The 25,965-nt window shown below is 67.2% G+C and carries 27 protein-coding genes and 1 pseudogene; 19 read left to right on the top strand and 9 right to left on the bottom strand.

The window, feature by feature from the left end:
• Positions 1-11: 11 nt before the first annotated feature.
• The 6 genes from A6A40_RS19975 to A6A40_RS19950 all read right to left on the bottom strand — a co-directional run bounded on the left by A6A40_RS19975 (position 12) and on the right by A6A40_RS19950 (position 5,441).
• Positions 12-548 (bottom strand): HD domain-containing protein, encoded by a 537-nt coding sequence (locus A6A40_RS19975; protein WP_108547636.1) that lies wholly within the window; start codon positions 546-548, stop codon positions 12-14.
• Between the two features lie 131 nt (positions 549-679).
• Positions 680-1,114, bottom strand: a complete 435-nt coding sequence (locus tag A6A40_RS19970) for a hypothetical protein (RefSeq protein WP_108547635.1) — start codon at positions 1,112-1,114, stop codon at positions 680-682.
• A 142-nt stretch (positions 1,115-1,256) separates the two neighbouring features.
• Entirely contained in the window at positions 1,257-2,156 is a 900-nt protein-coding gene (locus A6A40_RS19965; protein WP_108547634.1) for a LysR family transcriptional regulator, read from the bottom strand.
• A gap of 155 nt (positions 2,157-2,311) precedes the next feature.
• Entirely contained in the window at positions 2,312-2,554 is a 243-nt protein-coding gene (locus A6A40_RS19960) for a hydrogenase maturation nickel metallochaperone HypA/HybF (RefSeq protein ID WP_108547633.1), read from the bottom strand.
• A 100-nt stretch (positions 2,555-2,654) separates the two neighbouring features.
• A complete protein-coding gene (gene fdhF, locus A6A40_RS19955) occupies positions 2,655-4,826 on the bottom strand; it encodes a formate dehydrogenase subunit alpha (RefSeq protein WP_108547632.1) in 2,172 nt (723 codons plus the stop codon).
• A gap of 69 nt (positions 4,827-4,895) precedes the next feature.
• Positions 4,896-5,441, bottom strand: coding sequence for a 4Fe-4S dicluster domain-containing protein (locus A6A40_RS19950; RefSeq protein ID WP_108547631.1), 546 nt, complete (start codon positions 5,439-5,441; stop codon positions 4,896-4,898).
• Positions 5,442-5,995: 554 nt separating this feature from the next.
• On the opposite strand from A6A40_RS19950, the gene A6A40_RS19945 reads away from it, so the two are divergent.
• The 12 genes from A6A40_RS19945 to A6A40_RS19890 all read left to right on the top strand — a co-directional run bounded on the left by A6A40_RS19945 (position 5,996) and on the right by A6A40_RS19890 (position 18,501).
• On the top strand, positions 5,996-6,589 hold the full coding sequence (locus tag A6A40_RS19945; RefSeq protein ID WP_108547630.1) for a 4Fe-4S dicluster domain-containing protein: 594 nt from the start codon (positions 5,996-5,998) through the stop codon (positions 6,587-6,589).
• Positions 6,586-8,613: a hydrogenase 4 subunit B gene (gene hyfB / locus A6A40_RS19940; RefSeq protein WP_108547629.1), complete on the top strand. Its 2,028-nt coding sequence runs from the start codon at positions 6,586-6,588 to the stop codon at positions 8,611-8,613. Before A6A40_RS19945 ends, hyfB begins: the two co-directional genes overlap by 4 nt.
• Before the next feature lie 12 nt (positions 8,614-8,625).
• Positions 8,626-9,564: a respiratory chain complex I subunit 1 family protein gene (locus tag A6A40_RS19935; RefSeq protein ID WP_108547628.1), complete on the top strand. Its 939-nt coding sequence runs from the start codon at positions 8,626-8,628 to the stop codon at positions 9,562-9,564.
• A gap of 19 nt (positions 9,565-9,583) precedes the next feature.
• Positions 9,584-11,047, top strand: a complete 1,464-nt coding sequence (locus A6A40_RS19930) for a hydrogenase 4 subunit D (RefSeq protein ID WP_108547627.1) — start codon at positions 9,584-9,586, stop codon at positions 11,045-11,047.
• 14 nt (positions 11,048-11,061) lie between these two features.
• Positions 11,062-11,715: a hydrogenase 4 membrane subunit gene (gene hyfE, locus A6A40_RS19925; RefSeq protein WP_042694840.1), complete on the top strand. Its 654-nt coding sequence runs from the start codon at positions 11,062-11,064 to the stop codon at positions 11,713-11,715.
• A complete protein-coding gene (locus A6A40_RS19920) occupies positions 11,712-13,361 on the top strand; it encodes a hydrogenase 4 subunit F (protein ID WP_108547626.1) in 1,650 nt (549 codons plus the stop codon). Before hyfE ends, A6A40_RS19920 begins: the two co-directional genes overlap by 4 nt.
• Positions 13,358-15,073 (top strand): hydrogenase large subunit, encoded by a 1,716-nt coding sequence (locus A6A40_RS19915; RefSeq protein ID WP_108547625.1) that lies wholly within the window; start codon positions 13,358-13,360, stop codon positions 15,071-15,073. Before A6A40_RS19920 ends, A6A40_RS19915 begins: the two co-directional genes overlap by 4 nt.
• A gap of 12 nt (positions 15,074-15,085) precedes the next feature.
• On the top strand, positions 15,086-15,676 hold the full coding sequence (locus A6A40_RS19910) for a formate hydrogenlyase complex iron-sulfur subunit (protein ID WP_042694835.1): 591 nt from the start codon (positions 15,086-15,088) through the stop codon (positions 15,674-15,676).
• Positions 15,677-15,711: 35 nt separating this feature from the next.
• A complete protein-coding gene (locus A6A40_RS19905) occupies positions 15,712-16,476 on the top strand; it encodes an NADH-quinone oxidoreductase subunit B family protein (RefSeq protein WP_108548042.1) in 765 nt (254 codons plus the stop codon).
• The gene (locus tag A6A40_RS19900; RefSeq protein ID WP_108547624.1) at positions 16,473-16,940 is read left to right on the top strand and encodes a formate hydrogenlyase maturation HycH family protein; all 468 of its coding nucleotides are present in this window, start codon (positions 16,473-16,475) and stop codon (positions 16,938-16,940) included. The genes A6A40_RS19905 and A6A40_RS19900 overlap by 4 nt, the downstream gene beginning before the upstream one ends.
• Entirely contained in the window at positions 16,937-17,395 is a 459-nt protein-coding gene (hycI, locus tag A6A40_RS19895; protein WP_108547623.1) for a hydrogenase maturation peptidase HycI, read from the top strand. The genes A6A40_RS19900 and hycI overlap by 4 nt, the downstream gene beginning before the upstream one ends.
• Positions 17,396-17,631: 236 nt before the next feature.
• The gene (locus A6A40_RS19890) at positions 17,632-18,501 is read left to right on the top strand and encodes a formate/nitrite transporter family protein (protein WP_108547622.1); all 870 of its coding nucleotides are present in this window, start codon (positions 17,632-17,634) and stop codon (positions 18,499-18,501) included.
• Between the two features lie 51 nt (positions 18,502-18,552).
• Here the strand turns inward: A6A40_RS19890 and fdhD are convergent, their stop codons facing one another.
• A complete protein-coding gene (gene fdhD, locus A6A40_RS19885) occupies positions 18,553-19,419 on the bottom strand; it encodes a formate dehydrogenase accessory sulfurtransferase FdhD (RefSeq protein ID WP_108547621.1) in 867 nt (288 codons plus the stop codon).
• Positions 19,420-19,766: 347 nt separating this feature from the next.
• Here fdhD and hypA point away from each other — a divergent pair, with 347 nt between their 5' ends.
• The 7 genes and pseudogenes from hypA (at position 19,767) to A6A40_RS19855 (ending at position 23,588) form a co-directional block, all read left to right on the top strand.
• Positions 19,767-20,108, top strand: coding sequence for a hydrogenase maturation nickel metallochaperone HypA (gene hypA, locus A6A40_RS19880; RefSeq protein WP_108547620.1), 342 nt, complete (start codon positions 19,767-19,769; stop codon positions 20,106-20,108).
• Between the two features lie 24 nt (positions 20,109-20,132).
• Positions 20,133-20,414, top strand: a complete 282-nt coding sequence (locus A6A40_RS19875) for a HypC/HybG/HupF family hydrogenase formation chaperone (protein WP_108547619.1) — start codon at positions 20,133-20,135, stop codon at positions 20,412-20,414.
• Between the two features lie 60 nt (positions 20,415-20,474).
• Entirely contained in the window at positions 20,475-21,020 is a 546-nt protein-coding gene (locus A6A40_RS19870) for a HupE/UreJ family protein (RefSeq protein WP_108547618.1), read from the top strand.
• Positions 21,021-21,193: 173 nt separating this feature from the next.
• Positions 21,194-21,658, top strand: a pseudogene (locus A6A40_RS31550) (GAF domain-containing protein); the annotation flags it as partial.
• A 121-nt stretch (positions 21,659-21,779) separates the two neighbouring features.
• Entirely contained in the window at positions 21,780-22,610 is an 831-nt protein-coding gene (locus A6A40_RS31545; RefSeq protein WP_236783908.1) for a response regulator, read from the top strand.
• Positions 22,603-22,995 carry a response regulator gene (locus A6A40_RS19860; protein WP_108547617.1) on the top strand — a complete coding sequence of 131 codons (393 nt, stop codon included), beginning with the start codon at positions 22,603-22,605 and terminating at the stop codon, positions 22,993-22,995. The genes A6A40_RS31545 and A6A40_RS19860 overlap by 8 nt, the downstream gene beginning before the upstream one ends.
• A complete protein-coding gene (locus A6A40_RS19855) occupies positions 22,995-23,588 on the top strand; it encodes a DUF533 domain-containing protein (protein WP_108547616.1) in 594 nt (197 codons plus the stop codon). Before A6A40_RS19860 ends, A6A40_RS19855 begins: the two co-directional genes overlap by 1 nt.
• Positions 23,589-23,597: 9 nt before the next feature.
• Here the strand turns inward: A6A40_RS19855 and A6A40_RS19850 are convergent, their stop codons facing one another.
• A complete protein-coding gene (locus A6A40_RS19850; protein ID WP_236783907.1) occupies positions 23,598-24,029 on the bottom strand; it encodes a CBS domain-containing protein in 432 nt (143 codons plus the stop codon).
• Between the two features lie 85 nt (positions 24,030-24,114).
• Positions 24,115-25,881 carry an SLC13 family permease gene (locus A6A40_RS19845; RefSeq protein ID WP_108547615.1) on the bottom strand — a complete coding sequence of 589 codons (1,767 nt, stop codon included), beginning with the start codon at positions 25,879-25,881 and terminating at the stop codon, positions 24,115-24,117.
• Positions 25,882-25,965: the final 84 nt, after the last annotated feature.

Below are 25,965 nucleotides of genomic sequence, written 5' to 3'. Positions count from 1 at the left end.
CCCGTGCCCGATCAGTGCGAGGCGCCGGCCAGCGCTGCGGCGTAGCGTTCGGCCAGCAGCGGGCTGGCGGCGGCACAGGCCTCCGCGACGAGGCGGGAGCCTTCGACATAGGCCTCCGCCCGCTCCACGCTCCAGGACAGCGGGCGTTCCACCGCCAGCGCCTTCAGAATCGAGATCTGCTCGGCCAGCTTGATGCGCTTGGCCCCATCGGGCGCCGCGGAGAGGCGGGCGGCTTGAAGCGCCTTGCGTTCGGCAATCGCCCGGCCGACATCCTCCGGCGCGTCGCTGACGGCGGCCACGAGGTCGGCGACCTCAGGCCCGAAGCGGTCGGCCAGTTCGGCGATGGTGGTCAGCCCATCCTCGACCGCGTCGTGGAGCCAGGCGGCGGCGATCTCCGCCGGCGTGCCGCCGGCCTGGGCCACCAGCTCGGCGGTCTCCGACAGATGCGAGACGAAGGGCGTGCGCGCCCGGTCGGGGCGGAAGGTGCCGTCGTGCAGGGCAGCCGCATGGCGCAGCGCCGCCGTGATCAGTTCATTGTTGTCAGACATCTGGTCTCCTCCGTGCCGCGGGGCGGGCGGCGACTTCGCCGTTGTCCGCCCAGGCGGCGACAGTGCGCCTATGGTCCGCTGCGGGGGCTTCGCTGCGGGGAGAAGCGGCTGCAGGGTCTCCGACGGTCCGATCAGGCGGCGCGCGCCATCGGCAGGCGGCGGCAGCCCGTCTCGAACATGTGCAGCCGGGTCCGGAGATGGTCGGCCGTCACGCAGTCGAAGTCCAGAACTTCGGCCGGCGGCAGATCGCCGCGGATCCGCATGTGGATGGCCGCCTTGCCGTCATGGGTCAGATGCAGGTCGAAGCTGCCGACCAGCCGGTGCAGCCCCTCGCCATGGTCTTCGCCATGATGGACGCGATAGAGCAGTTGCGCCCCGCCGTCACGATCCGCCAGCTCGACGGTGCCCACATCGGCCATGCGCCGTGCAAGCGCGTCCGCTTCGCTGTGCAGGCGTGCGACCACGCGGGCGAAGCTGGCATGGATGTCGGCGTCCAGCGGCTCATGGTCGAGCGCGCGCTGGGCCGGGGCGACCGACCAGCGGTGGGACGAAGTCTCGGTATTCATTGGAAAAGCACTCCTCGGGGGGAGGCGTGGACGGGCCGATCCCGGCGCGTCTCCCGTTCCGATTCCTTATCATGCTGCATCGCAGCACGGGGGCGCGACAAATCGTCAAGTGGTATGACCAGTCGGCAAAGCTGCCCTGTGATCACGCCGCCATCGCCAGTTCCGGGGCGAGCCGGCGTGCATCGGCGATCAGCGCCGCCGTCAGCGGCGGCTGCGGGTCGCGGCGGGCGACCACGAGGCCGATCAGGGTGGACAGTTCCGGGGCCACGATGGGGACGGCGCGGATGGTCGGGGGCAGCAACAGCGAATCCGCCATGATCCGCGGCATGATCGTCGACCACATGCCGGTGCAGAGGTGGTTGGTCAGCACGACGATGGAGTTGGATTCCAGCATCGGTTCGGCATGCACGCCCGCCTCGGCGAAGGCGCGGTCGATGATGCGGCGGTTCTGCATGTTGGCGTTCAGCAGGCAGAGCGGAACGGTCGCCGCCTCCTCCCAGGTCACGCTGTCCCGCGCACCGAAAGGGCCGTCCACCGAGGTGATCAGGTGATAGCGCTCGTGATAGAGCGGCACCTCGTCCACATTGCCCAGCGGTTCGTTGTCGAGATAGGTGATGCCGGCCTCCGCCTCCAGATTCTCCAGCCGCGACAGGATCTCGGTGGAGCTGTGGGACGCGATGGTGATCTTGATGCCGGGATGCATCGACCAGACGGTGGCGGTCAGACGCTGGACCATGGGCAGCGCCGTCGGCACCACCACCAGCCGAAGCGTGCCGGTCAGCCCCTGCTTCATCGTCTCGATGTCGGCGCGCATCGCCTTGTAGTCGCCGACGATGCGCCGCGCCCAGTCCAGAACCCGTTCCCCTTCCGGAGTGAAGCCGATGAAGCGGGCGCCACGGTCGACCAGCGGCACGCCCATGGTCGATTCCAGTTGTTTGATCGCCGCGGACAGGTTGGGCTGCGACACCCCGCAGACCTGCGCCGCGCGGCCGAAATGCTTCTCGGTGGCCAGCGCGATCAGAAATTCCAGCTTTTCCTGCATGCCGGGGCTCCTCCCACCACGTTGGGCACCGCGTGGATCGGGAACTTTTCAATCACGACCCGAGCAACATCATTGATACGAATCAAACGCTCACGTCTCCGCGCGGGCTGCCGCAGCGGCAATGCGACGCATCGTAGGCGCACGAAGAGTCACGCTCACGACACCTCCATCTCGACCAATCGGAATCCCTCCCCTGGGGGCCGGTCGATCCGCAGGTCGGCCCCCTCCAGGAAGGTGTCGCGGCTGAGCAGGTCGAAGGCATGACGCAGGGCGTCGGGCTGCACCCGGCTGGTTCGGCCGACCGACAGGCTGACGCGCACCACCCGGTCGAACGGATTGGCCTCCCGCGCCTTCATTGCCTGTTCCAGCAGGGATTGGCAAAGGGCGATCTCATGCATGGGCGGTGTCCTTCGAAAACGCGATGGATCCCCTCTCTCCCCGCTCTCACGCAAACTTCGTTTGAGCGAGAGCGGGGAGAGAGGGGGATTTCCCAAAACATCACGCGTAGGCTGGGGCCTTCTTCGTCGCGCGGGTCACCGCGTTGCTGAGGCCGCCCTTCAGCTTCGCATATTCCTGCTGGACGTAATTCTCGGCCCAGACCTGATCGGCGATCGGCTCGACCCGGACGGCGGCATACTTGTATTCCGGCGTCTTGGCGATGGGATCGACCGCGTGGATGGTCAGCTCGTTGCAGGCGCCGATCCACCACTGGTAGGTCATATAGACGGCCCCCTTGTTGGTGCGGTCGGTGACGCTGGCGCGGGTGATCACCTTGCCGCGGCGCGACGACACCCAGACCAGCTCCTGGTCGCGGATGCCCAAGGCCTTGGCGTCCTTGGGATTGATGGTGACATAGCCGGGCTCGTCGGCCAGCGTCTGCAGGGCGGCGCAATTGCCGGTCATCGAGCGGCAGGAGTAATGGCCGACCTCGCGCACCGTGCAGAGGATCAGCGGGAACTCCTCGGTCAGCTGGTCCTGCGGCGGACGCCATTCGGTGGCGAACAGCAGCCCCTTGCCGCCCGGCCGCTGAAAGACGTTGCCCTCATAGAGATACTTGGAGCCCGGCGAATCGAGGTCGCGGCAGGGCCAAGGCACCGCGCCCAGCCCCTCCATCTTCTCGTAGGTGGCGCCGTAGAAGATCGGGCAGAGCTCGCGCAGCTCGTCCCAGATCTGCCTGGTGTTGTCGTAATGCATGGGATAGCCCATCGCGGTGGCGAGCAGGCTGATGATCTCCCAGTCATGCTTGACGTCGCCCTTGGCGTCCACCGCCTTGGTGAAGCGCTGGAAGCTGCGGTCGGCGGCGCTGAACACGCCCTCATGCTCGCCCCAGGAGGTCGCCGGCAGGATCAGGTCGGCGAACATCGCCGTCTTGGTCATGAAGATGTCCTGGACGATGACGAACTCCATCGCCTCGAAGCCCTTGCGCACCTGGGTCAGGTCGGGTTCGGTCTGGGCCGGATCCTCGCCCATCACATACATCGCCTTCAATTTGCCCGTTTCCGCCAGATGCGGCACGTCGGTCAGGCGGCAGCCGATCTGGTCGGGCAGCGAGTCGACACCCCAGGCCTTGGCGAACTTGGCGCGGATCTCCGGGTCGGTGACCTTCTGGTAGCCGGGGAACTCGGTCGGCAGCACGCCCATGTCGCAGCTGCCCTGGACATTGTTCTGGCCGCGCACCGGACCGACGCCGACATTCGGACGGCCGAGATTGCCGGTCAGCAGCGCCAGCCCCGACAGCCCCTTCACCACATCGACGCCCTGGCCCCACTGGGTGACGCCCATGCCCCACAGGATGGTGGCGGACGGCGCAGCGGCATAGATGCGCATCGCCTCGCGGATGTCGTCGGCCGGCAGGCCGGTGATCGCCTCGGCGTATTCGGGGGTGTATTTGTCGACGATCTTCTTGTACTCGTCGAAACCCTCCGTGTAATTGGCGACATACTCCTTGTTGTAGAGCCCTTCATTGATCAGGACATTGGCGAAGGCATTGACCAGCGCCATGTTGGAACCGTTGTTCAGCGGCAGCCACAGGTCGGCCAGACGCGCCGTCTCGATCTTGCGCGGATCGCAGACGATGATCTTGGCGCCGCGCTCCTTGGCCTTGATGATGCGCTTGGCGATCACCGGATGGCTGTCGGCGACGTTGTAGCCGAAGACCAGGACGCATTTGGTGTGCTCGATCTCGGGAATCGAATTGCTCATGGCGCCGTTGCCCAGCGTCACCTGCAATCCGGCGACCGACGGGCCGTGGCAGACGCGCGCGCAATTGTCGACATTGTTGGTGCCGAGAACCGCGCGGGTGAATTTCTGCATCACATAGTTGGTCTCGTTGCCGGTGCCGCGCGACGAGCCGGTGGTCATGATCGAATCGGGACCGTATTTGGCCTTGATCTCGCCCAGCTTCTTCGCCGCGTACTGGATCGCCTCGTCCCATGACACCGCCTCGAACGCGGCGTCGCGCGAGCGACGCAGCATCGGGTTGCGCAGGCGCGGCGTCAGAATCTTGGTGTCGTTGATGAAGTCATAGCCGAAATAGCCCTTGAGGCAGAGTTCTCCTTCATTGGTGACGCCGTTGAGGGGTTCGGCACCGACGACCTTCCCGCCCTCGACCAGCAGATTCAGTTTGCAGCCCGTACCGCAGTAGGGGCAGACCGCCATATGCTTTTCCATCTCGACCTCGGTGTTCGCTCGATTGTGCCGGCCGTGTGCCGGCCGCAGTGATGGGGGGATGGCCGTGGCTCAGGCCGCGACTTCGGCGGCTTCCAGGGCGGCGCGCTCGCGGCGGCGGCGCAGGGTCTCGTCCATCGCCTCCCGGTCCATCAGGGTCAGGGCGCTGGTCGGGCAGACCGAAACGCAAGCCGGGCCGGCATCGCCACGCTCGATGCACAGGTCGCATTTGTGCGCCTGCGCCTTGACGCCCAGGCTGAGCGTCATGCCGGCGAACTGCCGGACCGCCGGCACCGTCACCACGTCCATGACGCCGAACGGGCAGGCCAGCACGCAGTTCTTGCAGCCCAGGCAGCGCTCCTGCTCCACCTGCACGCTGTGCTGGCGGTAGACGATGGCGTTGTTCGGGCAGGCGTTGACGCAGGGTGCGTCCTCGCAATGGTGGCACATCACCGCGGTGCTGACGTCGGCCGTCCTCACCATGCGAATGCGCGGCTTGAAGGTGTCCGGCGCCAGTCCTTCGACGCCGGCCCCTTCGGAATGGGCAAGCGCACAGGCGACCTCGCATGTGCGGCAACCGATGCACTTGCTCGGGTTGGCAGTGACGAATCTGTTCATTCCCGTCGTCCTTGTTGGCAGCCGGAGGGGGGCCGTCGGACGGCCCCGTCCCGGCATCGCTTCACTGTTCCCTGGCGTTGCGCGCCGGTTGGCCGCTGCGGGCACCGGTGGCTTCACGTCCGATTGAAATCGCTTATCGCTCGATCTTTAAAAGTAATCGACGCCGATAAGCCGACCCTATCGAGTATCTTCTCTTTCTTATCAGAATTTCCGGGACGCCATCCGACAGTAAACACGGTCCATGACACCCGGCCTTTGTGTCGCGCACCTTATACCCACTTTTTTTATGTGTCTAGTTGACATCGCGTCACCCAGGGGAATAGCGTAGACAAGTCAACGGCGACATCACTCAAGTCCGCCGAGATGACAAAGATTCGCAACAGCTGGCTCTCCTTCTGCCAGACCGCCGGTGAGAACAGGCGGTCTGGGGGCGTGTGCGAGCCAATACTGTCCTCTTATTGGCCGATCAGGTTTTCTTATCGGGATTTTGAAAGCCCGCCGAGCTCCTGGTCGCTCCACTCGACGCACCCGCCCGGGAAGCCGGAGGTCTGGACATGAATCGCTTCGTTATCGCGGAACCGAGAAAATGCATCGGGTGCAACACCTGCATGGCGGCCTGCACCGAGGCACACAAGAAACAGGGGCTGCAGGCGCATCCCCGGCTGACCGTCATGCGGATCGGCGACGACACCGGCCCCGTCCTCTGCCATCAGTGCGAGGACGCGCCCTGTGCCCGCGTCTGTCCGGTCAACGCCATCACCCATGCCGCCGACGCCATCCTGCTCGATGAGCAGGCCTGCATCGGCTGCAAGATGTGCGCGCTGGCCTGCCCGTTCGGTGCCATCACGCCCAGCGGCACCGGGATCGCCGGCGTCGCCGGCATCGCCACCGCGACGCCCAGCCATTCGGCGGCGCTCGATCCGCTGCTGGCCTGGGACATCGGCGTGCGCAGCGTGGCGGTGAAATGCGACCTTTGCGCCTTCTCCGGCGACGGCCCGGCCTGCGTGCGCGTGTGCCCGACCGCCGCCCTTTACGCGGCAGACGCCGATGCCACCCGCCAGGCTGCCGCCGTCAAGCGCACGCTGGCCGCGGCGGCACCGGTCAGTCCTGAAACGCCGCTCGCCTCGCTGGAGGGGCTGGACCCATGATTCCACTCTCCCTGCTCATCATGTCGCTGCTGCTGTCCTGCGGCGGCGCCATCCTCTGCCTCCTCCTGAAGCATCGGGAGGGGGACATCCGTCTTGGCGGCAGCGGCGTCGGCATCGCCGCGGCGCTTGCCGGGCTCGGCGCCGGGCTGACCGCCATCGGCGCCGGCCAACCGGCCGTGCTCGACGCCGCCGGCCCCTACCCCTTCGCCCATTTCGTCCTGCGGCTCGACCCGCTGGCCGGCCTGATGATCGCGGTCATCTCGCTCTTGTCGCTGGTCGCCTGGATCTACGGCTTCGCCTATGTGCGCGAATATGCCGGGCGCGGCGTCGGGGCGATGGGCTTCTTCATGAATGCCTTCATCGCGTCGATGATGCTGGTGGTGGCGGCCGACAACGGCTTCTGGTTCCTCATCTTCTTCGAGATGATGTCGCTGGCCTCCTATTTCCTGGTCATCTTCGACCAGGATGACGAGGCGGTGGGCGCCGGCTTCCTCTATTTCCTGGTCGCCCATGGCGGCTCGGTGCTGATCATGGCCGCCTTCTTCCTGATGGCGAACCAGGCCGGCAGCTTCGATTTCGCCGCCTTCCGCGCCCATCCGCTGCCGGCCCCGCTGGACAGCGTCGCCTTCCTGCTGGCCTTCATCGGCTTCGGCGCCAAGGCCGGCATGATCCCGCTGCACATCTGGCTGCCGCGCGCCCATCCGGCCGCCCCATCGCACGCCTCGGCGCTGATGTCGGGCGTGATGATCAAGATCGGCGTCTTCGGCATCGTCAAGGTCGGCATCGACCTGCTGGGCGCCAGCGCCGGGCCGGCGATGCTGGGCTGGGGCCTGCTGGTGCTGGCCTTCGGCGCGGTGTCGTCGGTGCTAGGCGTCGTCTATGCCCTGGCCGAGCACGACATCAAGAAGCTGCTCGCCTACCACTCGGTCGAGAATATCGGCATCATCCTGCTGGGCGTCGGCACCGGCATGATCGGCATGGCGCTGCACCAGCCGGTGCTGGCGGTGCTGGGCCTGATGGCCGGCCTCTATCACCTGCTGAACCATGCGGTGTTCAAGGGCCTGCTGTTCCTCGGCGCCGGCTCCACCATCTTCCGCATGCACACCAAGGACATGGAGAAGATGGGCGGGCTGGCCCGTACCATGCCCTGGACCGCCCTGTCCTTCCTGGTCGGCGCGCTGGCCATCTCGGCGATCCCGCCGCTGAACGGCTTCGTGTCGGAATGGTACACCTACCAGGCGCTGTTCGCCGCGGCGCTGGACGGCACCCCGCTGGTGAAGTTCGCCGCCCCCATCGCCGCCGTCATGCTGGCGCTGACCGGCGCGCTGGCGGTGATGTGCTTCGTCAAGGCCTACGGCATCATGTTCGCAGGCGCACCGCGCAGCCATCATGCCGAGGAGGCGCGCGAGGCGCCGGCCGCGATGGTCGCCGGCATGGCGGTGCTGGCCGTCGCCTGCGTGGCACTCGGCCTGCTGGCTCCGCTGGTGGCGCCGGTGATGGGCCGCATCGCGGCGGCGACCATCGGCACCGATCCGGTGACGCTGGCGGTCGGCGCCACATTGCTGCCGGGCGATGCCCAGCAGGCGACGCTTTCCACCCCGCTGATCGCCATCCTGCTGATCGCCATGGCCTTCCTGCCCATCGCGCTGAAGGCGGCCTTCGCGGCCAAGCGCGGCGGCGACCGCAAGGTGGCGGCTGCCTGGGCGGCTGGCTATCTGCCGGACCAGCACATGCCCGCCAGCGCCGGCGGCTTCGCCCAACCGATCCGCATGTTCTTCGCCCCGCTCTACAGCATGCGCCAGGCGATTGCCGGACGCTGGACCGGCGTCGCCCATGGCTTCGAGCGGGTGGTCACGCTGGCGCGGCGCACCGAACCGCTGGCCGACCGCAGCGTCATCGCCCCGATCGCCGGTGCGGTCGATGCCAGCGGCAAGTGGCTGCAGATCATCCAGGCCGGCGATTTCCGCATCTACTGCCTCTACATCGTCGCGGCGCTGATCGCGCTGCTGGCGCTGGCCGTCTGACGGGAGGACGCCATGCTGACCTTCTCACACCTGATCCTGGGACTGTTCCAGGCGCTCCTCCTGCTCGCCGCGGCCCCGCTGGTCTCCGGCCTGTCGCGCATGGTCCGGGCAAAGCTGCACACCCGCCACGGGCCGGGCCTGCTGCAGGACTATCGCGACATCGCCAAGCTGCTGACCCGCCAGGATTTGACCCCGCCCAACAGCGGCTTCGCCTTCCGAGCGATGCCGGCGGTGATGCTGACGACGGTGCTGGTCATCGCCATGGGCATCCCGATGCTGACCCGCTTCACGCCGGTGGCGCCCATCGGCGACCTGATCACGGTCATCTATCTGTTCGCGCTCGCCCGCTTCTTCTTCTCGCTGTCCGGCATCGACAGCGGCAGCTCCTTCTCCGGCATCGGCGGCAGCCGCGAGCTGACCATGGGCGTGCTGGTGGAGCCGGTGATGCTGCTGTCGCTGTTCGTAGCGGCCCTGCTGGCCGGCTCGACCAACCTCGGCGCCATCGGCAGCGCCATCGCCGACGGCCATGTGCGCTCGGCGACCGCGACGGTGATCGCCGCCCTGTCCTTCGCCTACGCCATCTACATCGAGCTGGGCAAGCTGCCCTACGACATGGCGGAAGCCGAACAGGAACTGCAGGAAGGCCCGCTGACCGAATATTCCGGCCCGTCGCTGGCGCTGATCAAATGGGCGATGGCGCTGAAGCAGACGGTCGTCGTCGCCTGGTTCGTCGGCGTCTTCCTGCCCTTCGGCAGCGCGCCCGAGATGACGTTCTTCGGGCTGCTGTTCGGGCTGGTCGCCTTCGCCATCAAGCTGGTCCTGATCTTCGCCGCCGTCGGCGTGGTCGAGAACAGCGTCGCGCGCGTCCGCTTCCGCCTGACCCCCCAGCACAGCTGGATCGGTGTCGGCGCCGCCTCGCTCGCCTTCGTCTTCTATCTGGTCGGCCTGTGAGCCGGCGAGGGGCAGCATCATGATAACACTCCCCACGGAACCGCTCGGGCTGTTGGCGCTGGCCGCCATCCTCGTCCCCTTCGGCGGTGCGGCGGCCATCGCGGCATCGGAACGGGCATCGGCCAAATGGCTGTGCCAGGGCTTCGCCGCCGCCACCGTCGCGGTGATCGCCATCCTCGCCATGTCGCTGCTCGGCGACGGCAAGGTCGGCGGCACCTTTGAGCTGATCTCCTTCGGATCGGTCTCGATCCTGGGGCTGGTGGTGGACAGCGTCAGCGTGCTGATCGCACTGGCGGTGATCGCCATCGGCCTCTTGGTGGCGATCTATTCCGCCGCCTACCTGAACGCCGGCAACCGCGAGCATCCCGACATCGGCCGGCGGCGCTACTACGCCTTCCTGCTGGTGTTCATCGGCGCCATGACCGGGCTGGTCTTCAGCTCCACCGTGGTCGGCCAGCTCGCCTTCTTCGAGCTGACGGGCGCCTGCTCCTGGGCCTTGATCGGCTACTATGAATCGCCCAAGGCGCTGCGCTCGGCGGCCAAGGCGCTGCTGGTCACCCATGTCGCCTCGCTCGGTCTCTATGTCGCGGCAGCGCTGCTGTTCCTGTCGACCGGCACCTTCGCGCTGACCGCCATCGCCGACCTGGCGCCGGGGATGAAGGCGGCCGTGCTGCTGGCGATCCTGGTCGCCGCCTGGGGCAAGTCGGCCCAGTTGCCCTTCCACATGTGGCTGCCCGACGCCATGGAAGCGCCGACCCCGGTCAGCGCCTACCTGCATGCGGCCTCGATGGTGAAGGTCGGCGTCTACATCTTCGCCCGCGGGCTGATGTCGGCCGGCGGCGCGCCGGAGATCGTCGGCTGGATCGGCTCGATCATGGCGGTGCTGACGCTGGTCTACGGCTTCTTCATGTATCTGCCGCAGGTCGACCTGAAGCGCCTGCTTGCCTATTCGACGATCACGCAGCTGGCCTACATCCTGCTGGCGCTGTCGCTTTCGGTCTTCGGCTCCGACCTCGCCTTCAAGGGCGCCATCGCCCACATCTTCAACCACGCCTTCGCCAAGACGCTGTTCTTCCTGGTCGCCGGTGCGCTGAGCTACACTGCCGGCACCCGGCTGCTGCCGTCGCTGCGCGGCATCGTCACCAAATCGCCGCTGCTGGGCGTCGCCTTCGTCTGCGCCGCCCTGGCGATCACCGGCGTGCCGCCCTTCAACGGCTTCTTCAGCAAGTTCGCCATCTTCGCCGGCGGGTTCGAGGTCGGGGCCCATCACTGGGCGCTGATGCTGCTGGTCGTCATCGCGCTGGTGGAATCGGTCGGCTCCTTCGCCTGGTTCCTGAAATGGCTCGGCCATTCGGTGCCCGGCAAGCCGTCCACCACCATGGCCGCGGCAGCACCCCTGCCGGCCGGCATGAAGTTCGTGCTGGTGGCCCTGGTGGCGATGACGGTGGTCTCAAGCTCCATCGCCGCCTCGTGGCTCGGTTGAGGGAGGGAACGGTCATGAACGGATTTCTCATCGTCAACGGCCTGTCGGGCCTGCTGATCGTCAGCTCCCTTCTGGTCACGCTCGCCGGCAATCCGGCCAACTCCGCCCGCTTCTACGCGCTGCAGAGCTTCATCCTGGTGATGCTGTTCGTGGCGCTGGCGGGAGCCACCGGGTCGGGCGAGCTGTATCTCTGGTCCTTCACCGCGCTGCTGACCAAGGTGATCCTGGTCCCGGCCATCATGTACCGCGCCTTCCGCCGGCTGAGCGATCCCGCCATCGGCACCGGTGCGGTGATGCCGACGGCGCTGTCCATCGTCGGCGCGGCGGTCGCCCTCATCCTCTGCTTCGTCGTGGCGTCCAAGGTGACGCTGCCGGCGGCCGACGCCATCAAGCCGGCGCTGGCGGTGTCGCTCGCCCTGTTCTTCATCGGCCTCGCCTGCATCGTGGCGCAGCGGAACATCCTGAAGCAGGTGTTCGGCTATTGCCTGATGGAGAACGGGTCGCACCTGACCCTGGCCCTGCTGGCCCCCAACGCGCCGGAACTGGTGGAGATCGGCATCGCCACCGACGCCATCTTCGCGGTGGTGGTGATGGCGGCGCTGGGATCGCGGATCTTCGACACGCTGCACACGCTCGACGCGCGCCAGCTCACGAGCCTGAAGGGATGACCGCCATGGTACCCTCGATCCTTCCCCCACTTCTGCTGATCGGTCCGCTGGCGGTGGCGCTGTTCCTGCTGACCCTGCCCTGGTTCCGGGAGTCGCTGCCCGAAGCCTTCGCGACCGACACGGGCAGCGTGACGCTGCTGGAGCGCATCCATCTGGGCTCCGTCGGCTATGTCTTCCTGCTGAGCGTCGCGGCGCTGATCCAGGTGCTGTCGAACGGCGCCATCGCCGCCTTCGGCGACTGGCTGTTCGTCGACGCGCTCGGCGCCGTCTTCATGATGCTGATCGGCGTGGTCGGCCTGATGACCGGCCTCTATTCCATCGCCTACATCCGCCACGATCTGGAGTCCGGCGCCATCGACGCCGGCAAGGTCCGGATCTATTACGGTTTCTTCAGCCTGTTCCTGTTCACCATGCTGCTGGCGGTCACTGCCAACAACATCATCATGATGTGGGCGGCCATCGAAGCGACGACGCTGGGATCCGCCTTCCTGGTCGGGCTGTACGGGCAGAAATCCTCGCTGGAAGCGGCCTGGAAATACGTCATCATCTGCACGGTCGGCGTCGCCTTCGGCCTCTACGGCACGGTGCTGGTCTTCTCCAACGCCGCCGACGTGCTGGCCGACCCGCACCAGGCGGTGCTGTGGACGGCCCTGGTCGGCCATGCCGCCGAGCTGGACCCGATGCTGGTCAAGCTGGCCTTCGTCTTCGCCCTGATCGGCTTCGGCACCAAGGCCGGCATCTTCCCGATGCATGCCTGGCTGCCCGACGCCCATTCGGAAGCGCCGAGCCCGGTGTCGGGCCTGCTGTCGGGCGTGCTGCTGAAATGCGCGCTGCTGATCGTCATCCGCTTCTACGTCATCACCGTCGGCACGGTCGGCACCGGCTTCCCGCAGATGCTGCTGCTGACGCTGGGCCTGCTGTCGGTCGGCGTCTCGTCGCTGCTGTTCTTCGTGCAGCAGGATCTGAAGCGCAAGCTGGCCTATTCCAGCATCGAGAATGTCGGGCTGATCGTGGTGGCGCTCGGCGTCGGCGGGCCGCTCGGCATCGCCGCCGCCCTGCTGCACGCCATCAACCACAGCGTCACCAAGGCCCTGTTCTTCTGCAGCGCCGGCAATGTCCTGATGAAGTACGGCACCCGCGACCTGCGGGCGGTGAAGGGCGTGCTGCGGGTGGCCCCGGCCACCGGCCTCTTGATGATGGGCTGCGCCCTGGCGCTGGCCGGCTTCCCGCCCTTCAACATCTTCGTCAGCGAATTCATGGTCTTCATGGCCGGGCTGAACGAAGGCTATGGCTGGATCATGGCGCTGTGCGCGCTGTTCCTGTGCATCACCATCGCCGGTCTGGTGAAGATCGTCGCCGACAGCGTGCTGGGCAAGAGCCCGGAGACGATGCCGAAGGGTGACGTCGGCTGGAGGGCGCTCGCCCCGCTGGGCGTGCTGGCGGCGCTGGTGCTGATGCTGGGCTTCGCCGTGCCGCAGCCGCTGTCCACTCTGGTGCAGCAGGCGACGACGGTGGTGATGAACGGCGACAGCCGCCCGGTGGTGGCCGCCCCCTGGCAATCAAACGACGGGCAAACATACGACACGGCCCGCGCCGGCGGGCAACTGGTGACCGGCAGCCTCTCGCAGACGGAGATCTCAAAATGAACATCCTCACTCCGGAACGGGTCGGGAGCGGCTACATCGCCTCCCTGCGCGAGAGCCTGCCCCATGCGATCCTCGATGAATCCTGGCAGACCGAATCCCAGGTCACCATCACGGTCAAGCCGGTCTCGCTGCCCGAAATCGTCGCCAGCCTCTATTACGACCACAATGGCTGGCTGTCGGTGGTCGTCGGCAACGACGAACGGCCGCTGAACGGCGGCTACGCCGTCTACTATGTCCTGTCGATGGAGGGCGGCGACAAGTGCCATGTGGTGGTGCGCTGCGAGGTGCCGGCCGACACGCTGGAATACCCGTCCGTCACCCCCAGGGTGCCCGCCTGCGTCTGGGGCGAGCGCGAGGTGCGCGACATGTTCGGCCTGCGCCCGGTCGGGCTGCCGGACGAACGCCGCCTCGTCCTGCCCGACGATTGGCCGGACGAGCTCTATCCGCTGCGCAAGGACTCGATGGACCACCGGCTGCGCCCGGCGCCGACCAGCGACGACGAGACCTACCAGTTCATCAACGAGGCCAAGCAGGAGACCCGCGTCGTCCCGCTGGGGCCGCTGCACATCACCTCCGACGAGCCCGGCCACTTCCGCCTGTTCGTCGATGGCGAGGACATCATCGACGCCGATTACCGCATGTTCTACGTCCACCGCGGCATGGAGAAGGTGGCCGAGACGCGGATGGGCTACAATGATGTCACCTTCCTGGCCGACCGCGTCTGCGGCATCTGCGGCTACGCCCACAGCGTCGCCTATGCCAGTTCGGTGGAGAATGCGCTGGGGATCAAGGTGCCGCCGCGGGCCCAGGCCATCCGCTCCATCCTGCTGGAGACGGAGCGGATGCACAGCCATCTGCTGAATCTGGGGCTCGTCTGCCATTTCATCGGCTTCGACACCGGCTTCATGCAGTTCTTCCGCGTGCGCGAGAAGGCGATGACGCTGGCCGAGCTGCTGACCGGCGCGCGCAAGACCTATGCGCTGAACCTGATCGGCGGCGTGCGCCGCGACATCCTGGGCGACCAGCAGGCGAAGACCCGCGAACTGGTCGCCGAGCTGCGCGACGACGTGACCCGGCTGGTCGATGTGCTGCTGTCCACCGCCAATGTCAGCGGCCGCGTCAAGGGCGTCGGCCGGCTCGACCCGCAGATCGCCCGCGACTACAGCCCGGTCGGGCCGGTGGTGCGCGGCAGCGGCCACCGCCGCGACACCCGCGCCGACCATGCCTTCGCCGGCTACAAGCTGCTCGACATGCCGGTCCATGTCGAACAGGGCTGCGACGTGCTGTCCCGCACGCTGGTGCGGGTGGCGGAGTTCTTCGACAGCCTGTGGATCATCGAGAAGCTGCTGGACAAGGCCCCGGCCGGCCCAGTGCTGAACGAGGATTTCACCTATGTCCCGCACAAGTTCGCGCTGGGCTTCACCGAGGCGCCGCGCGGCGAGGACATCCACTGGTCGATGACCGGCGACAACCAGAAGCTCTACCGCTGGCGCTGCCGTGCCTCGACCTACAACAACTGGCCGGTGCTGCGCTACATGCTGCGCGGCAATACGGTGTCGGACGCCCCGCTGATCGTGGGCAGCATCGACCCCTGCTATTCCTGCACCGACCGCGTGACCGTGGTGGACGTCCGCAAGAAGCGCTCCAAGACCATCGCCTACAAGGAGATGGAGCGCTACTGCCGCGAACGCACGGATTCACCGCTGAAGTGACGGGGGGCGGACATGCTCAAGCTACTCAAGGAAATCTTCCGCACGGGCGAGGCGACGGTCAAATACCCCTTCGCCCCGATGCCGGTCTGCAAGGACTTCCGCGGCAAGCCGGAACACAAGGCTGAGGACTGCATCGCGTGTGCTGCCTGCACCGTCGCCTGTCCGGCCAACGCCATCCAGATGGAGACCGACACCGCCGCAGGCAGCCGCACCTGGTCGATCAATTACGGGCGCTGCGTCTTCTGCGGCCGCTGCGAGGAATCCTGCCCGACCGGCGCCATCCGCCTGTCCGACGATTTCGAACTGGCGGTCGGCAGCAAGGCCGACCTGACACGCAAGGCCGTCTTCACGCTGGCCGACTGCGCCTGCTGCGGCAAGCCCTTCGCCCCGGCCAAGGAGGTCGATTACGTCGCCCGCCTGCTGAGCCAGTCGGCCCGCAGCGCGGAGGAGGCCGACCGGCTGCGCCTGACCGCCGCGACCTGCCCGGCCTGCAAGCGCGCCCAGGATGTCCACCACATCGCCGGCATGGGAATCGCCCGGCAGATGGAAGCCGGCCTCTCGAAAACCGGAAAGCCGGCCAAGGAACTGGAGACCACGCCATGAACGTCCCCGTAGACCCCAAGACCCTGGTGGCGGAGATGTCGCCGGTCTCCACCAGCGAACAGATCGCGACGATGAAGAAGGCGCTGCTGAAGAACATCCAGCGCTCCGCCTACGTCTATCGCGTCGATTGCGGCGGCTGCAACGGCTGCGAGATCGAGATCTTCTCGTCGATCACCCCGGTGTTCGACGCGGAGCGCTTCGGCATCAAGGTGGTGGCCTCGCCCCGCCATGCCGACATCCTGCTGTTCACCGGGGCGGTGACCCGTTCCATGCGGATGCCGGCGCTGCGCGCCTACGAGGCGGCGCCCGATCCGAAGATCGTCGTCTCCTACGGCGCCTGCGGCTGCACCGGCGGCATCTTCCACGACCTCTATTGCGTCTGGGGCGGCACCGACAACATCGTGCCGGTGGACGTATACATCCCCGGCTGCCCGCCGACGCCGGCCGCGACCATCCACGGTTTCGCCGTGGCGCTCGGCCTGCTGGAGCAGAAGCTGAAGGCCGAGACCCATGTCGAGGCCGCCGGCGAGGCCGCCGCCCTGCCCCATCCCGACATCCCCTATGCCTTGCGGGTCCGGCTGGAGCGCGAGGCGCGGCGGATGGCCGGCTACCGCCAGGGCCGCGACATCGCCGAGGAGTTCATGGCCCTGCTGGAGGGGCACGCGCACACGCCGGGATCCTTCAGCCTGTCCGAGCGGATGCTGGAGGCCATCGGCGAGGAGCGCGACCCGCGCCGCGCCGAGATCATCGGCCGGCTGGCCGAGGTGGTGCAGCAGGCCATCCGGGGAGAGGCGCCATGAGCATGTCCGCGCAAGCCGATCCCGGCTCCATCCCCGGCCTGCGCGCCGGCCGCGGCGTCGCGCCGGAGGTGGTCTTCTACCAGCTGAACGCCAAGGTGCTGGAGCGCAAGGAGGATATTCCGGAGGATGCCCGGCAGGTGGTCTATTATTCGTTGGCCATCGGGCATCACATCGGCGTGTTCGACTGCTTCAAGCCGGCCTTCCGCTGCACCACCGCGGTGTTCGACCGCGTTCTCGACGCGCTGAAGGACAATGAGGAGGCGCACCGCAAGCTGTCGGGCCTGCTGCGCTTCGGCGAGATCACGGTGGACAGCACCCACACCCGGCCGCTGATGGCGGCCATCGAGGCGGTTCTGCCGACCGCCCCGCCCGACGTGGCGGCATGGCTGGACCGGCTGCGCACGGCGCTGGACGCCATTCGGCGCGAGCCCGCGATCTATCTGATGGGGAGACGGCTGTCATGACCGATGTCGTATTCACGGTTGGGAACGTCCTGCGCGGCGACGACGGCGCCGGCCCGCTGCTGGCCCAGCTGCTCGACGAGCAGCCCGCCCCCGGCTGGACCGTGGTGGATGGCGAGGATGTCCCGGAAAACCACACCCACCACATCCGCGCACTGGCCCCGCAGCGGGTGCTGATCGTCGATGCGGCCGACATGGAACTGCCGCCGGGCGAGGTCCGCCTGATCGACCAGGACAGCGTCGCCGAGCAGTTCATGGTCACCACCCACGCCATCCCGCTGAACTTCCTGATCGACAGCCTGCGCGAGACCATCCCGGAAATCCTGTTCCTCGGCATCCAGCCGCAGGACACCAGCTTCTTCGCACCGGTCACCGGAACCGTCCGCAGCTCCGTGGAGGCCGTTCACGAGCGGCTGGTCCGAGGCGAGGGATTCGAGGCCTACGAGACAGTGGGCTGACAGCAGTACCCCGGAGCGTTCGCGCCTCTCCTGTCGCAGCGCTCCGGGCAGTTTCCAGGACGCCGACGGCGTCACCGATCGGCGCTGAATTGCCGGTCGCCCCTCCCCCTGGCCGACGAGCCCTTGCACATCCGTCGGCGGGTGCCGGGACAGACCGTATCCGGACCAACACCACACACGCGGAGGACCCCGTCATGGCAACGGATCCTGCATCGAAAAACACACCAGTGCTCGGCATGGACGCCTATTCGCCGGCCGAGATTCAAGACAAGGTGGAAAAGCTCGGCGTCAAGAAAGCGACCATGCCCTTCCTGCCCAGCTTCATGCTGGCGGTGGTCGCCGGCGGCGGCATCGGGCTGGGCGGCATGTTCTTCGTCATCGTGCTGGCCGACCCCGCCCTCAGCTTCGCAGTCCAGCGGGTGCTGGGCGGGCTGGTCTTCTCGCTCGGCCTCGCCATCGTCATGGTCGGCGGGGCGGAGCTGTTCACCGGCAATTGCCTGATCGTGATGGCGCGGGCCAACGGCCAGATCAGCACGGCGCAGGTGCTGCGCAATTGGGCGACGATCTGGATCGGCAACGCGGTGGGCGCGCTCGGCCTCGTCTTCCTCATTTTCATGTCGCACCACACCGAGATGAGCAACGGCGCGGTCGGCGGCGCGGTCCTGAAGCTCGCCATCGGCAAGATCGCGCCGGATGCGGTGACGATCTTCTTCAAGGGCATCCTGTGCAACCTGCTGGTCTGCCTGGCGGTGTGGCTCGCCTATGCCGGCCGCACGGTGACCGACAAGATCGTGGCGCTGACCCTGCCGGTCGCCGCCTTCGTCGCCGCCGGGTTCGAGCACTGCATCGCCAACCTCTATTTCCTGCCGCTGGCCTATGTGCTGAAGATCACGGGCCATGTGCCGGCCGGGATGGACGTGTCGATGATCACGGCGGGCGGCATCCTGCACAACCTGCTGTTCGCCACGCTGGGCAACATCGTCGGCGGGTCGGTGTTCGTCGGCGGCATCTATTGGCTGATCTACCGCAAGGGCCTGGGCGGCCTGACCCCGCTGCCGTCACAGCAGCCGACGCCCGCGATGGGACGGCCCGCAGCGACGCATTGACGAAGAGAGAATTCCTGCGGGACCTGCCGTCGAGCCGGTCCCGCAGGGATTTCAAGCCGGCGTGTCGACGCGCGACGGCACTGCATAGACCGTGAAGCGGTCTTCGCGCACATAGGCGACCACACCCACACCCACCGTCTCGGCAAAGCCGACGCACAGCGAGGTCGGGGCGGAAATGGCGGCAATCAGTGGAATGCCCGCAGCAGCGGTCTTGTGGACCATCTCGAAGGAGCAGCGGCTCGACACCACGACGAAACCGCCGGTCGGGTCGATGCCTCCGCGGGCGAGCGCCCCGATCAGCTTGTCGAGCGCATTGTGACGGCCGACATCCTCACGAACGGCCAACAGTTGCCCGTCGGGAAGGGCGAAGCCGGCGGCATGGGCGGCGCCGGTCTGCCGGTTCAGCGTCTGCCCCGACGGCAGCGCAGCCACGGCACGGCCGATGGCATCGGACGCGATGCGGGCGGTGGAGCGGACGGGATCGAGAGGCCGCAGCGTCTCCGCGAAGCTGTCGGTTCCGCAACGGCCGCAGCCCGATCCGCCCATCAGGTTGCGCTTGCGCCGCAGAAGGGCGGCGAGCCGCTCCACCGGCAGTTCCATGCGGATGCGCACGCCGTCCGCCAGTGCGTCGATGGCGGTGATCGCCAGTTCGTCGGCACTGCCGACGATCCCCTCGCTGAGAGAGAATCCGGTGGCGAAATCCTCAAGGTCGGTCGGGGTCGCCAGCATGACCGCGAACAGGTCGCCGGCATAGACCAACCCGACCGGCACCTCACCGATGACCGCCTCCTCGCGGTCGTCGGTGCGCGATCCGGTGCAGACGATGGCCGGCACCAGCCGGACGCCGTAGCGCGCGAGCGGCTGCGCCAGCGAAAACGGCGCGGAGGTCGGAGCCTCGCAAGCGGTTGCATGGTCCATGATGTGGCGGAGCCCCTGGCTGCGATGAATGGCGGGGTGAGGGCGAACGCCGGTCGAACGGTCCGCCACAGCGTACCGTTACAACGCCGAAGCTGGAGCATTGGCCCCGGCGCCATGGTCAGGCCGGCGCTCGCCGCATGATCTTGCGCCGGCACGCGGCGGAATGACATGCGACATTGCGGCTCACCGAAAATATTTATCGAGCAAATTCAAAATAAATAAAGATTATCACTCGATAGATTGCTCTTATGGAAAGCGCTTATTCTACAAAATCCATGCATAGAGTGATATTTGTGATTTGCCACGCACTCATCATCAGTGCTACTTTATCGACACGGAGGCAAGCCATGCATGAGCTTTCATTGTGCGAGCGGCTGCTGGATTTGCTGCAGGAGGAATCCCGTCGGCACGCCTTCCGGCGCGTGATCCGCATCCGGCTGGCGGTCGGGCAATTCGCCTGTGTCGATCCGGATGCCCTTCGCTTCGCCTTCGACGTGATCCGTCGCGACACTCTGGCCGATGGCGCGGCGGTGGACATCATCCAACCGCCGGGTCTGGTCTGGTGCGACGACTGCGCTTGCGAGCGGGAGGTGCCGTCACGGCTCGCCTCCTGCCCGACCTGCGGCGGCCAGCGCCTCAGCCCACGCGGTGGCGCCGACCTGACCCTTGTCGAATTGGAAGTGGCCTGAGCGCCGCGACAAAGGAGCCTCGCCATGTGCCTTGGTGTCCCGGCCAAGATCCTTGCCGTCGCCGATGCAGCACGGACCACCGTCATCGCCAAGATGCTGGGCGAAGAGCGGGAGGTGAATCTTTCCTGCCTCGCCGGCCCCGATGAACCGCTCTCCGCCTGGATCGGCGGCTGGGTCCTGGTCCATCTCGGCTTCGCCCTGTCGCGGATCGATGAGGCCGATGCTCTGGCATTCATAGACATGCTTCGACAGCTGGACGAGGCGGAAGACGGGCGGGGCCATATGAAAGCCGCCCTGATCGGTTGATCCCGGCAAAGGGCATAGCCGGCGGAAAGCACAGCCGGCATTCACAGGAGATCGTCTTCAATGAACAGGTTGCTTTCCGCCGGCCTCGCCGGACTCCTCACCATGGCGCTCGCCCTCCCGGCGCTTGCCCACACCGGCCATGCCGGACATGCGATGTTCCAGCAGGGGCTTCTCCACCCGCTGAACGGCATCGACCATCTGCTGGCCATGGTCGCCGTCGGCATCTGGGCGGTGCAGAATGGCGGCCGGGCGGTCTGGCTGCTGCCGGCGTCCTTCATCGCCATGCTGGCGGGTGGCGCCATTCTCGGCATGTCCGGTGTCGAATTGCCGGCGGTCGAGGCCGGAATCGCCGCCTCCGTCGCGGTGCTGGGCCTGCTCGTGCTGCTGAACAGGCGGGTGCCGGTGGTTGCCGGAATGCTGCTGGTCGGTGCCTTCGCCGTCCTGCACGGCCATGCCCACGGCGCAGAGATGCCGCAGGCGGCCGATCCGGTTCTCTACAGTCTGGGGTTCCTGCTGTCGACCGCGATGCTCCATGGCGCCGGCATCGCCATCGGGCTCACCCGCCACATCCCGCGCCTGCTGTCGGCAGGGCGTGCCGCCCGGTAGGACGGCCCGCTTCCTCGGCAGTCCGCTCGACAGTCCGCTCGACAGCACCTTGAGCCAATCGCATCTCCGTTCACTGATCCTATCGCAAAGAGGGAGTACCGCTCCCGCCGTTGCGGACGAATGCCGCCGGGCCCTGTTCTTGTCTGCGTCCCTTTCCCCGGCCGCCACGGTTCATGTCCTCCACTCCGATCTCCCTCACCGGCATCTCCCCACGCCACGCCTCCGACGCCGTCCGGCTCGCCGAAGAACTGGCCCGCAGGGAAAAGCAGCACGACCTGCTGGCCCGCTTCGGCAGGGCAGCCCTGAGGAGCACGGACGTCGGCGCGCTGCTGCAGGAGGCCACCCGCCTGTGTGCCGACGGTCTGGGGGCGGAGCTGTGCAAGGCCCTGGAATGGGTGAGGAGCGCGGATGGCGACACGTCCAACGGAGACCGCCTGCTGGTCCGCGCCGGCGTTGGCTGGCACCCCGGCGTCGTCGGAAGCCGGACGGTGGGCGCCGACCTCGGCTCTCCCGCCGGCTTCGCGCTGAAAACCGGCGAGCCCGTCATCTCCAACGATCTCGGCACCGAGTCCCGCTTCCGCTGCCCGGCTCTGCTGGCCGAGCATGGGGTCAAGAGCGCCATCACCGTGATCATCCACGGCGAAGGCGACCCCTTCGGCGTGCTGGAAGTCGACAGCCGGCAAGGGCACCAGCTTCATCCTGCGGCTGCCCGCCGACCTGCGGCACGACCAGGCGCACCGCCATTCCGACCCTTCACCGGTGACGGCCGGCCAGACCGCACCCGCGCCATCCGCCCGCGAGACGATCCTGATCATCGACGACGAACAGGCGATGCGCGAGTTGCTCGCCCGCTTCCTGCACCGCGAGGGCTTCGGCGTGGCGCTGGCGGCCGACGGCCAGACCGGCCTGTCGATCGCCCGGCAAATCCACCCGCACGCCATCCTGCTGGACGTGATGATGCCACGGACCGACGGCTGGTCGGTGCTGTCGCTGCTGAAGGCGGAACCCGATCTGGCCGACATCCCCGTCATCATCATCTCCTCCCGCCGGGAGAAGGGGCTGGCCCTGTCGCTGGGTGCCGCAGACTATTTCACCAAGCCGGTGGACTGGCAGCGGCTGCACCGCGTGCTGAGCGGTCTCAGCGGACAGGCTCCGGGCACGGCGCTTGTGTTGATGGAGGCCGACGAGACCCGCACCCTCCTGGGGGCGGAACTGGGCCGCGACGGCTGGGACGTGCGGGACGCCGAGACGGAGGAGGAGGCGTTCCGCCAGCTTGCCGCCGTCCGGCCGACCGTGATCCTGCTGGCCCCCTTCATCGACGGACTGGACGGGCTCGCCTTCCTCAAGACGCTGAGCCGCAATCCGGACTGGAGCGGCATCCCCGTCATCGTCATGGCCCCCCAGGCCATCGACCGCGCCGAGGCCGAGGAACTGCGCGGCCGCGTCCGCGACATCATCCCGATGACGGAAGACGGATCGGAAGAGATGATCGATGAGCTGAAGGACGCGATCGCGCGCCTGCGGCCGGCCACCGGCAAGGCCGACGATGCCACAGGCGCGACGACGGGAACGGGAGGAACCGATGGCTAAGCTTCTGCTGGTCGAAGACCATGAGGAAATCTGGGACTTCCTGTCACGCCGGCTGAAGCGGCGGGGGTTCGAGGTGGTGCTCGCCTTCGACGGGCGCCAGGGGGTTGAGATGGCGCGCAGCGAACGGCCGGACGTGATCCTGCTCGACATGAACCTGCCGGTCATCGACGGCTGGACCGCCGCCCGCGAGTTGAAGGCGGGTGGAGAGACGGCCGCCATTCCGATCATCGCCCTGACCGCGCACGCGATGTCCGGCGACCGCGAGAAGACGTTGCAGGCGGGCTGCGACGATTACCACCCCAAGCCCGTCGACTTCTCCCGCCTGCTGACGCAGATCGACAGTGCGATGCAGCGCCCGGCCGGGACCGGTGGGGGAGCCCCCTGATGTCGGATCTTCAGAAGCCCGGCCTGCTGAAGCGCCTGTTCGGCCACTCGCCGGATTCACCGCCCCCTATTCCGACCGCCATTCCCACCGGCGAGCCCGAAGTGGAGAGCAGCCCGCTGGGGTCGCGCCTCGGGCACCGGCCGGTTCTGCACGAGATGCTGGCCCGCCAGATTCTGGACGCCCACCTGCGCAACCGCCACCAGTTGCTCGACCGCGCCCCTTCGGATCTGCAGACCGTCAGCCCGGAGGAAGCCCGCCTGCTGGTCCGCGCCATGGCCGCCGCCGCCCATGCGAATGGACGGTTGGACGGCATGGAACTCGGCCGGATCAGGGGCAAGCTGCGCAGCAGTTCCCTCGACGAGGAAGACCAGCGTGCGCTTGAGAGTTCGTTGGAAGAACCGCAATGCCTGGAGGAACTGGTCCGGCAGGTCGACAGCCCGCGCCTCGCCGCCCGCTTCTATGCCGTTTCCCTGGCGGCAGTCGACAAGAACGCGCCGATCAACCGCTCCTACCTGCGCTACCTCGCCCTGCGGCTGGAGCTGCCCGCCGATCTGGTGGTGCGTCTCAACCGTCAGATGGGGCTGAGGCTGTAGCATCGCCCCTCAGACATCCTGTCCACTGGCGCTGAGCTCGCCCAGCGCATTGCGGATCGTGTCGGTGTCCAGCAGCAGCCGGCGCGATACGTCGCTCAGCGTCAGCCAGCCGACGACCTGCTTCGCCTCGTCCAGCACCGGCAGGCGCCGCACATGGTAGGCGCCCATGATGTCCATCGCCGTGGCCAGCGTGTCGGTGTCGCGGCAGCTGAAAACGGAACTGGACATCACCTCGCGCACCCGCACCCGCGTGCTGTCGCCGCCCTCCGCCACCACCCGGAACAGGATGTCGCGGTCGGTCAGGATGCCCAGCAGGTCCTCGGCCGACCCGACCGGCAACGCGCCGACATCCAACTCGCCCATCAGCGTCGCAGCCTCCTGTACGGTGGCGTCGGGGGCGATGAACTCCAGCGCTTTCGCCATGATCTCGGAAACCAGCACGATCTTTTTCCTCGTTGGGGGCCTGTCGGCAGGCGATGGGCGGGCGGCGAAGGGCAACATCCGGACAGGAGCCGATGTTCCTCCCTCACCCCCCAAGCGGCCAGACCATCACGATCAACCAGGTGCCCAGCGTGAGGATGAGCAGAGATAACGGCAAACCCAGCCGGGGATAGTCGCTGAACCGGTAACCGCCGGGTCCCATCACCAGCGTGTTGCATTGATGACCGATGGGGGTCAGGAAATCGCTGCCGGCACCAACGGCAACCGCCATCAGGAACGGATCGGGGCTGAGGCCCAGCTGCTGAGCCACCCCGGCACCGATGGGCGCCATGACCAGCACAGTCGCCGCATTGTTGAGGAAGGGCGTGACCGCCATCGCCGCCGCCATGACCAGCGTAACGCAGGCCACCGCCGGCAGTCCGCGCGCGGCATCGGCCAGCAGCGTGGAAATCACCCCGGTCGCTCCGGTGCTCTCCAGCGTGCCGCTGACCGGGATCAGCGCCGCCAGCAGGATGACGATCGGCCACTCCACAGCGTGATAGGCATCCTCGATGCTGAGCACGCCGGTGACGATCATCGCCGTCGCCGCCGCCAGGAAGCTAACCGCCAAGGGTGCCAGATGTAGACCGACGACCAACATGGTGATGATGACGATCCCGACCGGCACCCACATCGGCCGGCGTCGGCCAAGTTGCAGGCGGCGCTCCGCCAGCGGGATCAGGTTGGCGTCGGCGAGCGCATCGGGATAGCGCTCCGCCGGAATCTGGAGCAGCAGCAGGTCACTCTCCCGGAAAACCACATGGTGCAGGCGCTGGGTAATCCGCTCGCCCGCGCGGCTCACCGCCAGCAGACTGAGGCCGAAACGCCGCCGCAGGTCGAGACGGCGGTCCGAATGGCCGGCAAGCGGCGAGTGCGGCGTCACCACCGCCTCGACCGCCAACAGTTCACCATCCACGTCCTCCAGCACGCCCAACGGCTCCAGCGAGGCGGCCTGGACGAGGCGCTGCAGGGCCGGCGCATCACCCTCAAGAACCAGGATATCGTCGGCCAGCAGGACCCAATGCTTGTCCGGAACATAGCGGCGGAACCGTTCGCGGATCAGACCGATCACTTGAGCCTCGCCCTCCGCCAGGGCCTCGATGTCGCGGACGGTGCGGTCGACGAAGGCCGATACCGCCGGCAGCCTCATCTCGCTGGCGTAATTCTCGACCGCGAAGGTCTCCTCCGCCGACCGGGCGCCGCTGCGGTCCTGGGGCAGCAGGCGCCAGCCGACCATAAGGAAGGCCAGCCCGGCCACCGTGATTCCAAGCCCGACCGGCAGGTAATCGAACATGGCGAAGGGTTTGCCGAGGATTTCCTCCCGCACGCGGGACACGATGATGTTCGGCGAGGTGCCGACCAGCGTCATCAGTCCGCCCATGAGGGAGGCGAAGGCCATCGGCATCAGCACGCGATGCGCTCCGGTGCGGTGCCGCCGGGCCAGTTGCATGGTGATCGGCAGGAAGATGGCGAGCGCACCGATGTTCTTCATCAGGGCCGACATGAAGGCCACCGATCCTGACAGGAAGGCGATCTGGCGCGTCGGCGTGTTCAGCTTTCCTGCCACCGGGCGGACCAGCGCGTCGATCACCCCCGACCGGGCGATGCCGGCGCTGACGATCAGGGCGGACGCGATGATGATGACGATGTCGTCGGCAAAGCCGGAAAACGCGTCCTTCGCCGGGATCAATCCCAGGAATACACCGGCCAGAAGCGCCAACACCGCCACCACGTCGAAGCGCAGCTTGTTCCAGACCAGCATCGCCACCACGATGCCCACCAACGCAAAGGCCATGAACTGCTGCAGGGTCATCGAATGTCCATATGTTGGTGTCGCCCGGAGGTAACCCCGCAACACACGACAGCGTTCCCGCAGCGCTGGCGGTACGGCAATTGC

It is taken from the genome of Azospirillum humicireducens (assembly GCF_001639105.2).
Classification (GTDB): domain Bacteria; phylum Pseudomonadota; class Alphaproteobacteria; order Azospirillales; family Azospirillaceae; genus Azospirillum; species Azospirillum humicireducens.
Note: the sequence above shows the minus strand (reverse complement) of the source record. Positions and strands in the feature narration are given on the sequence as shown.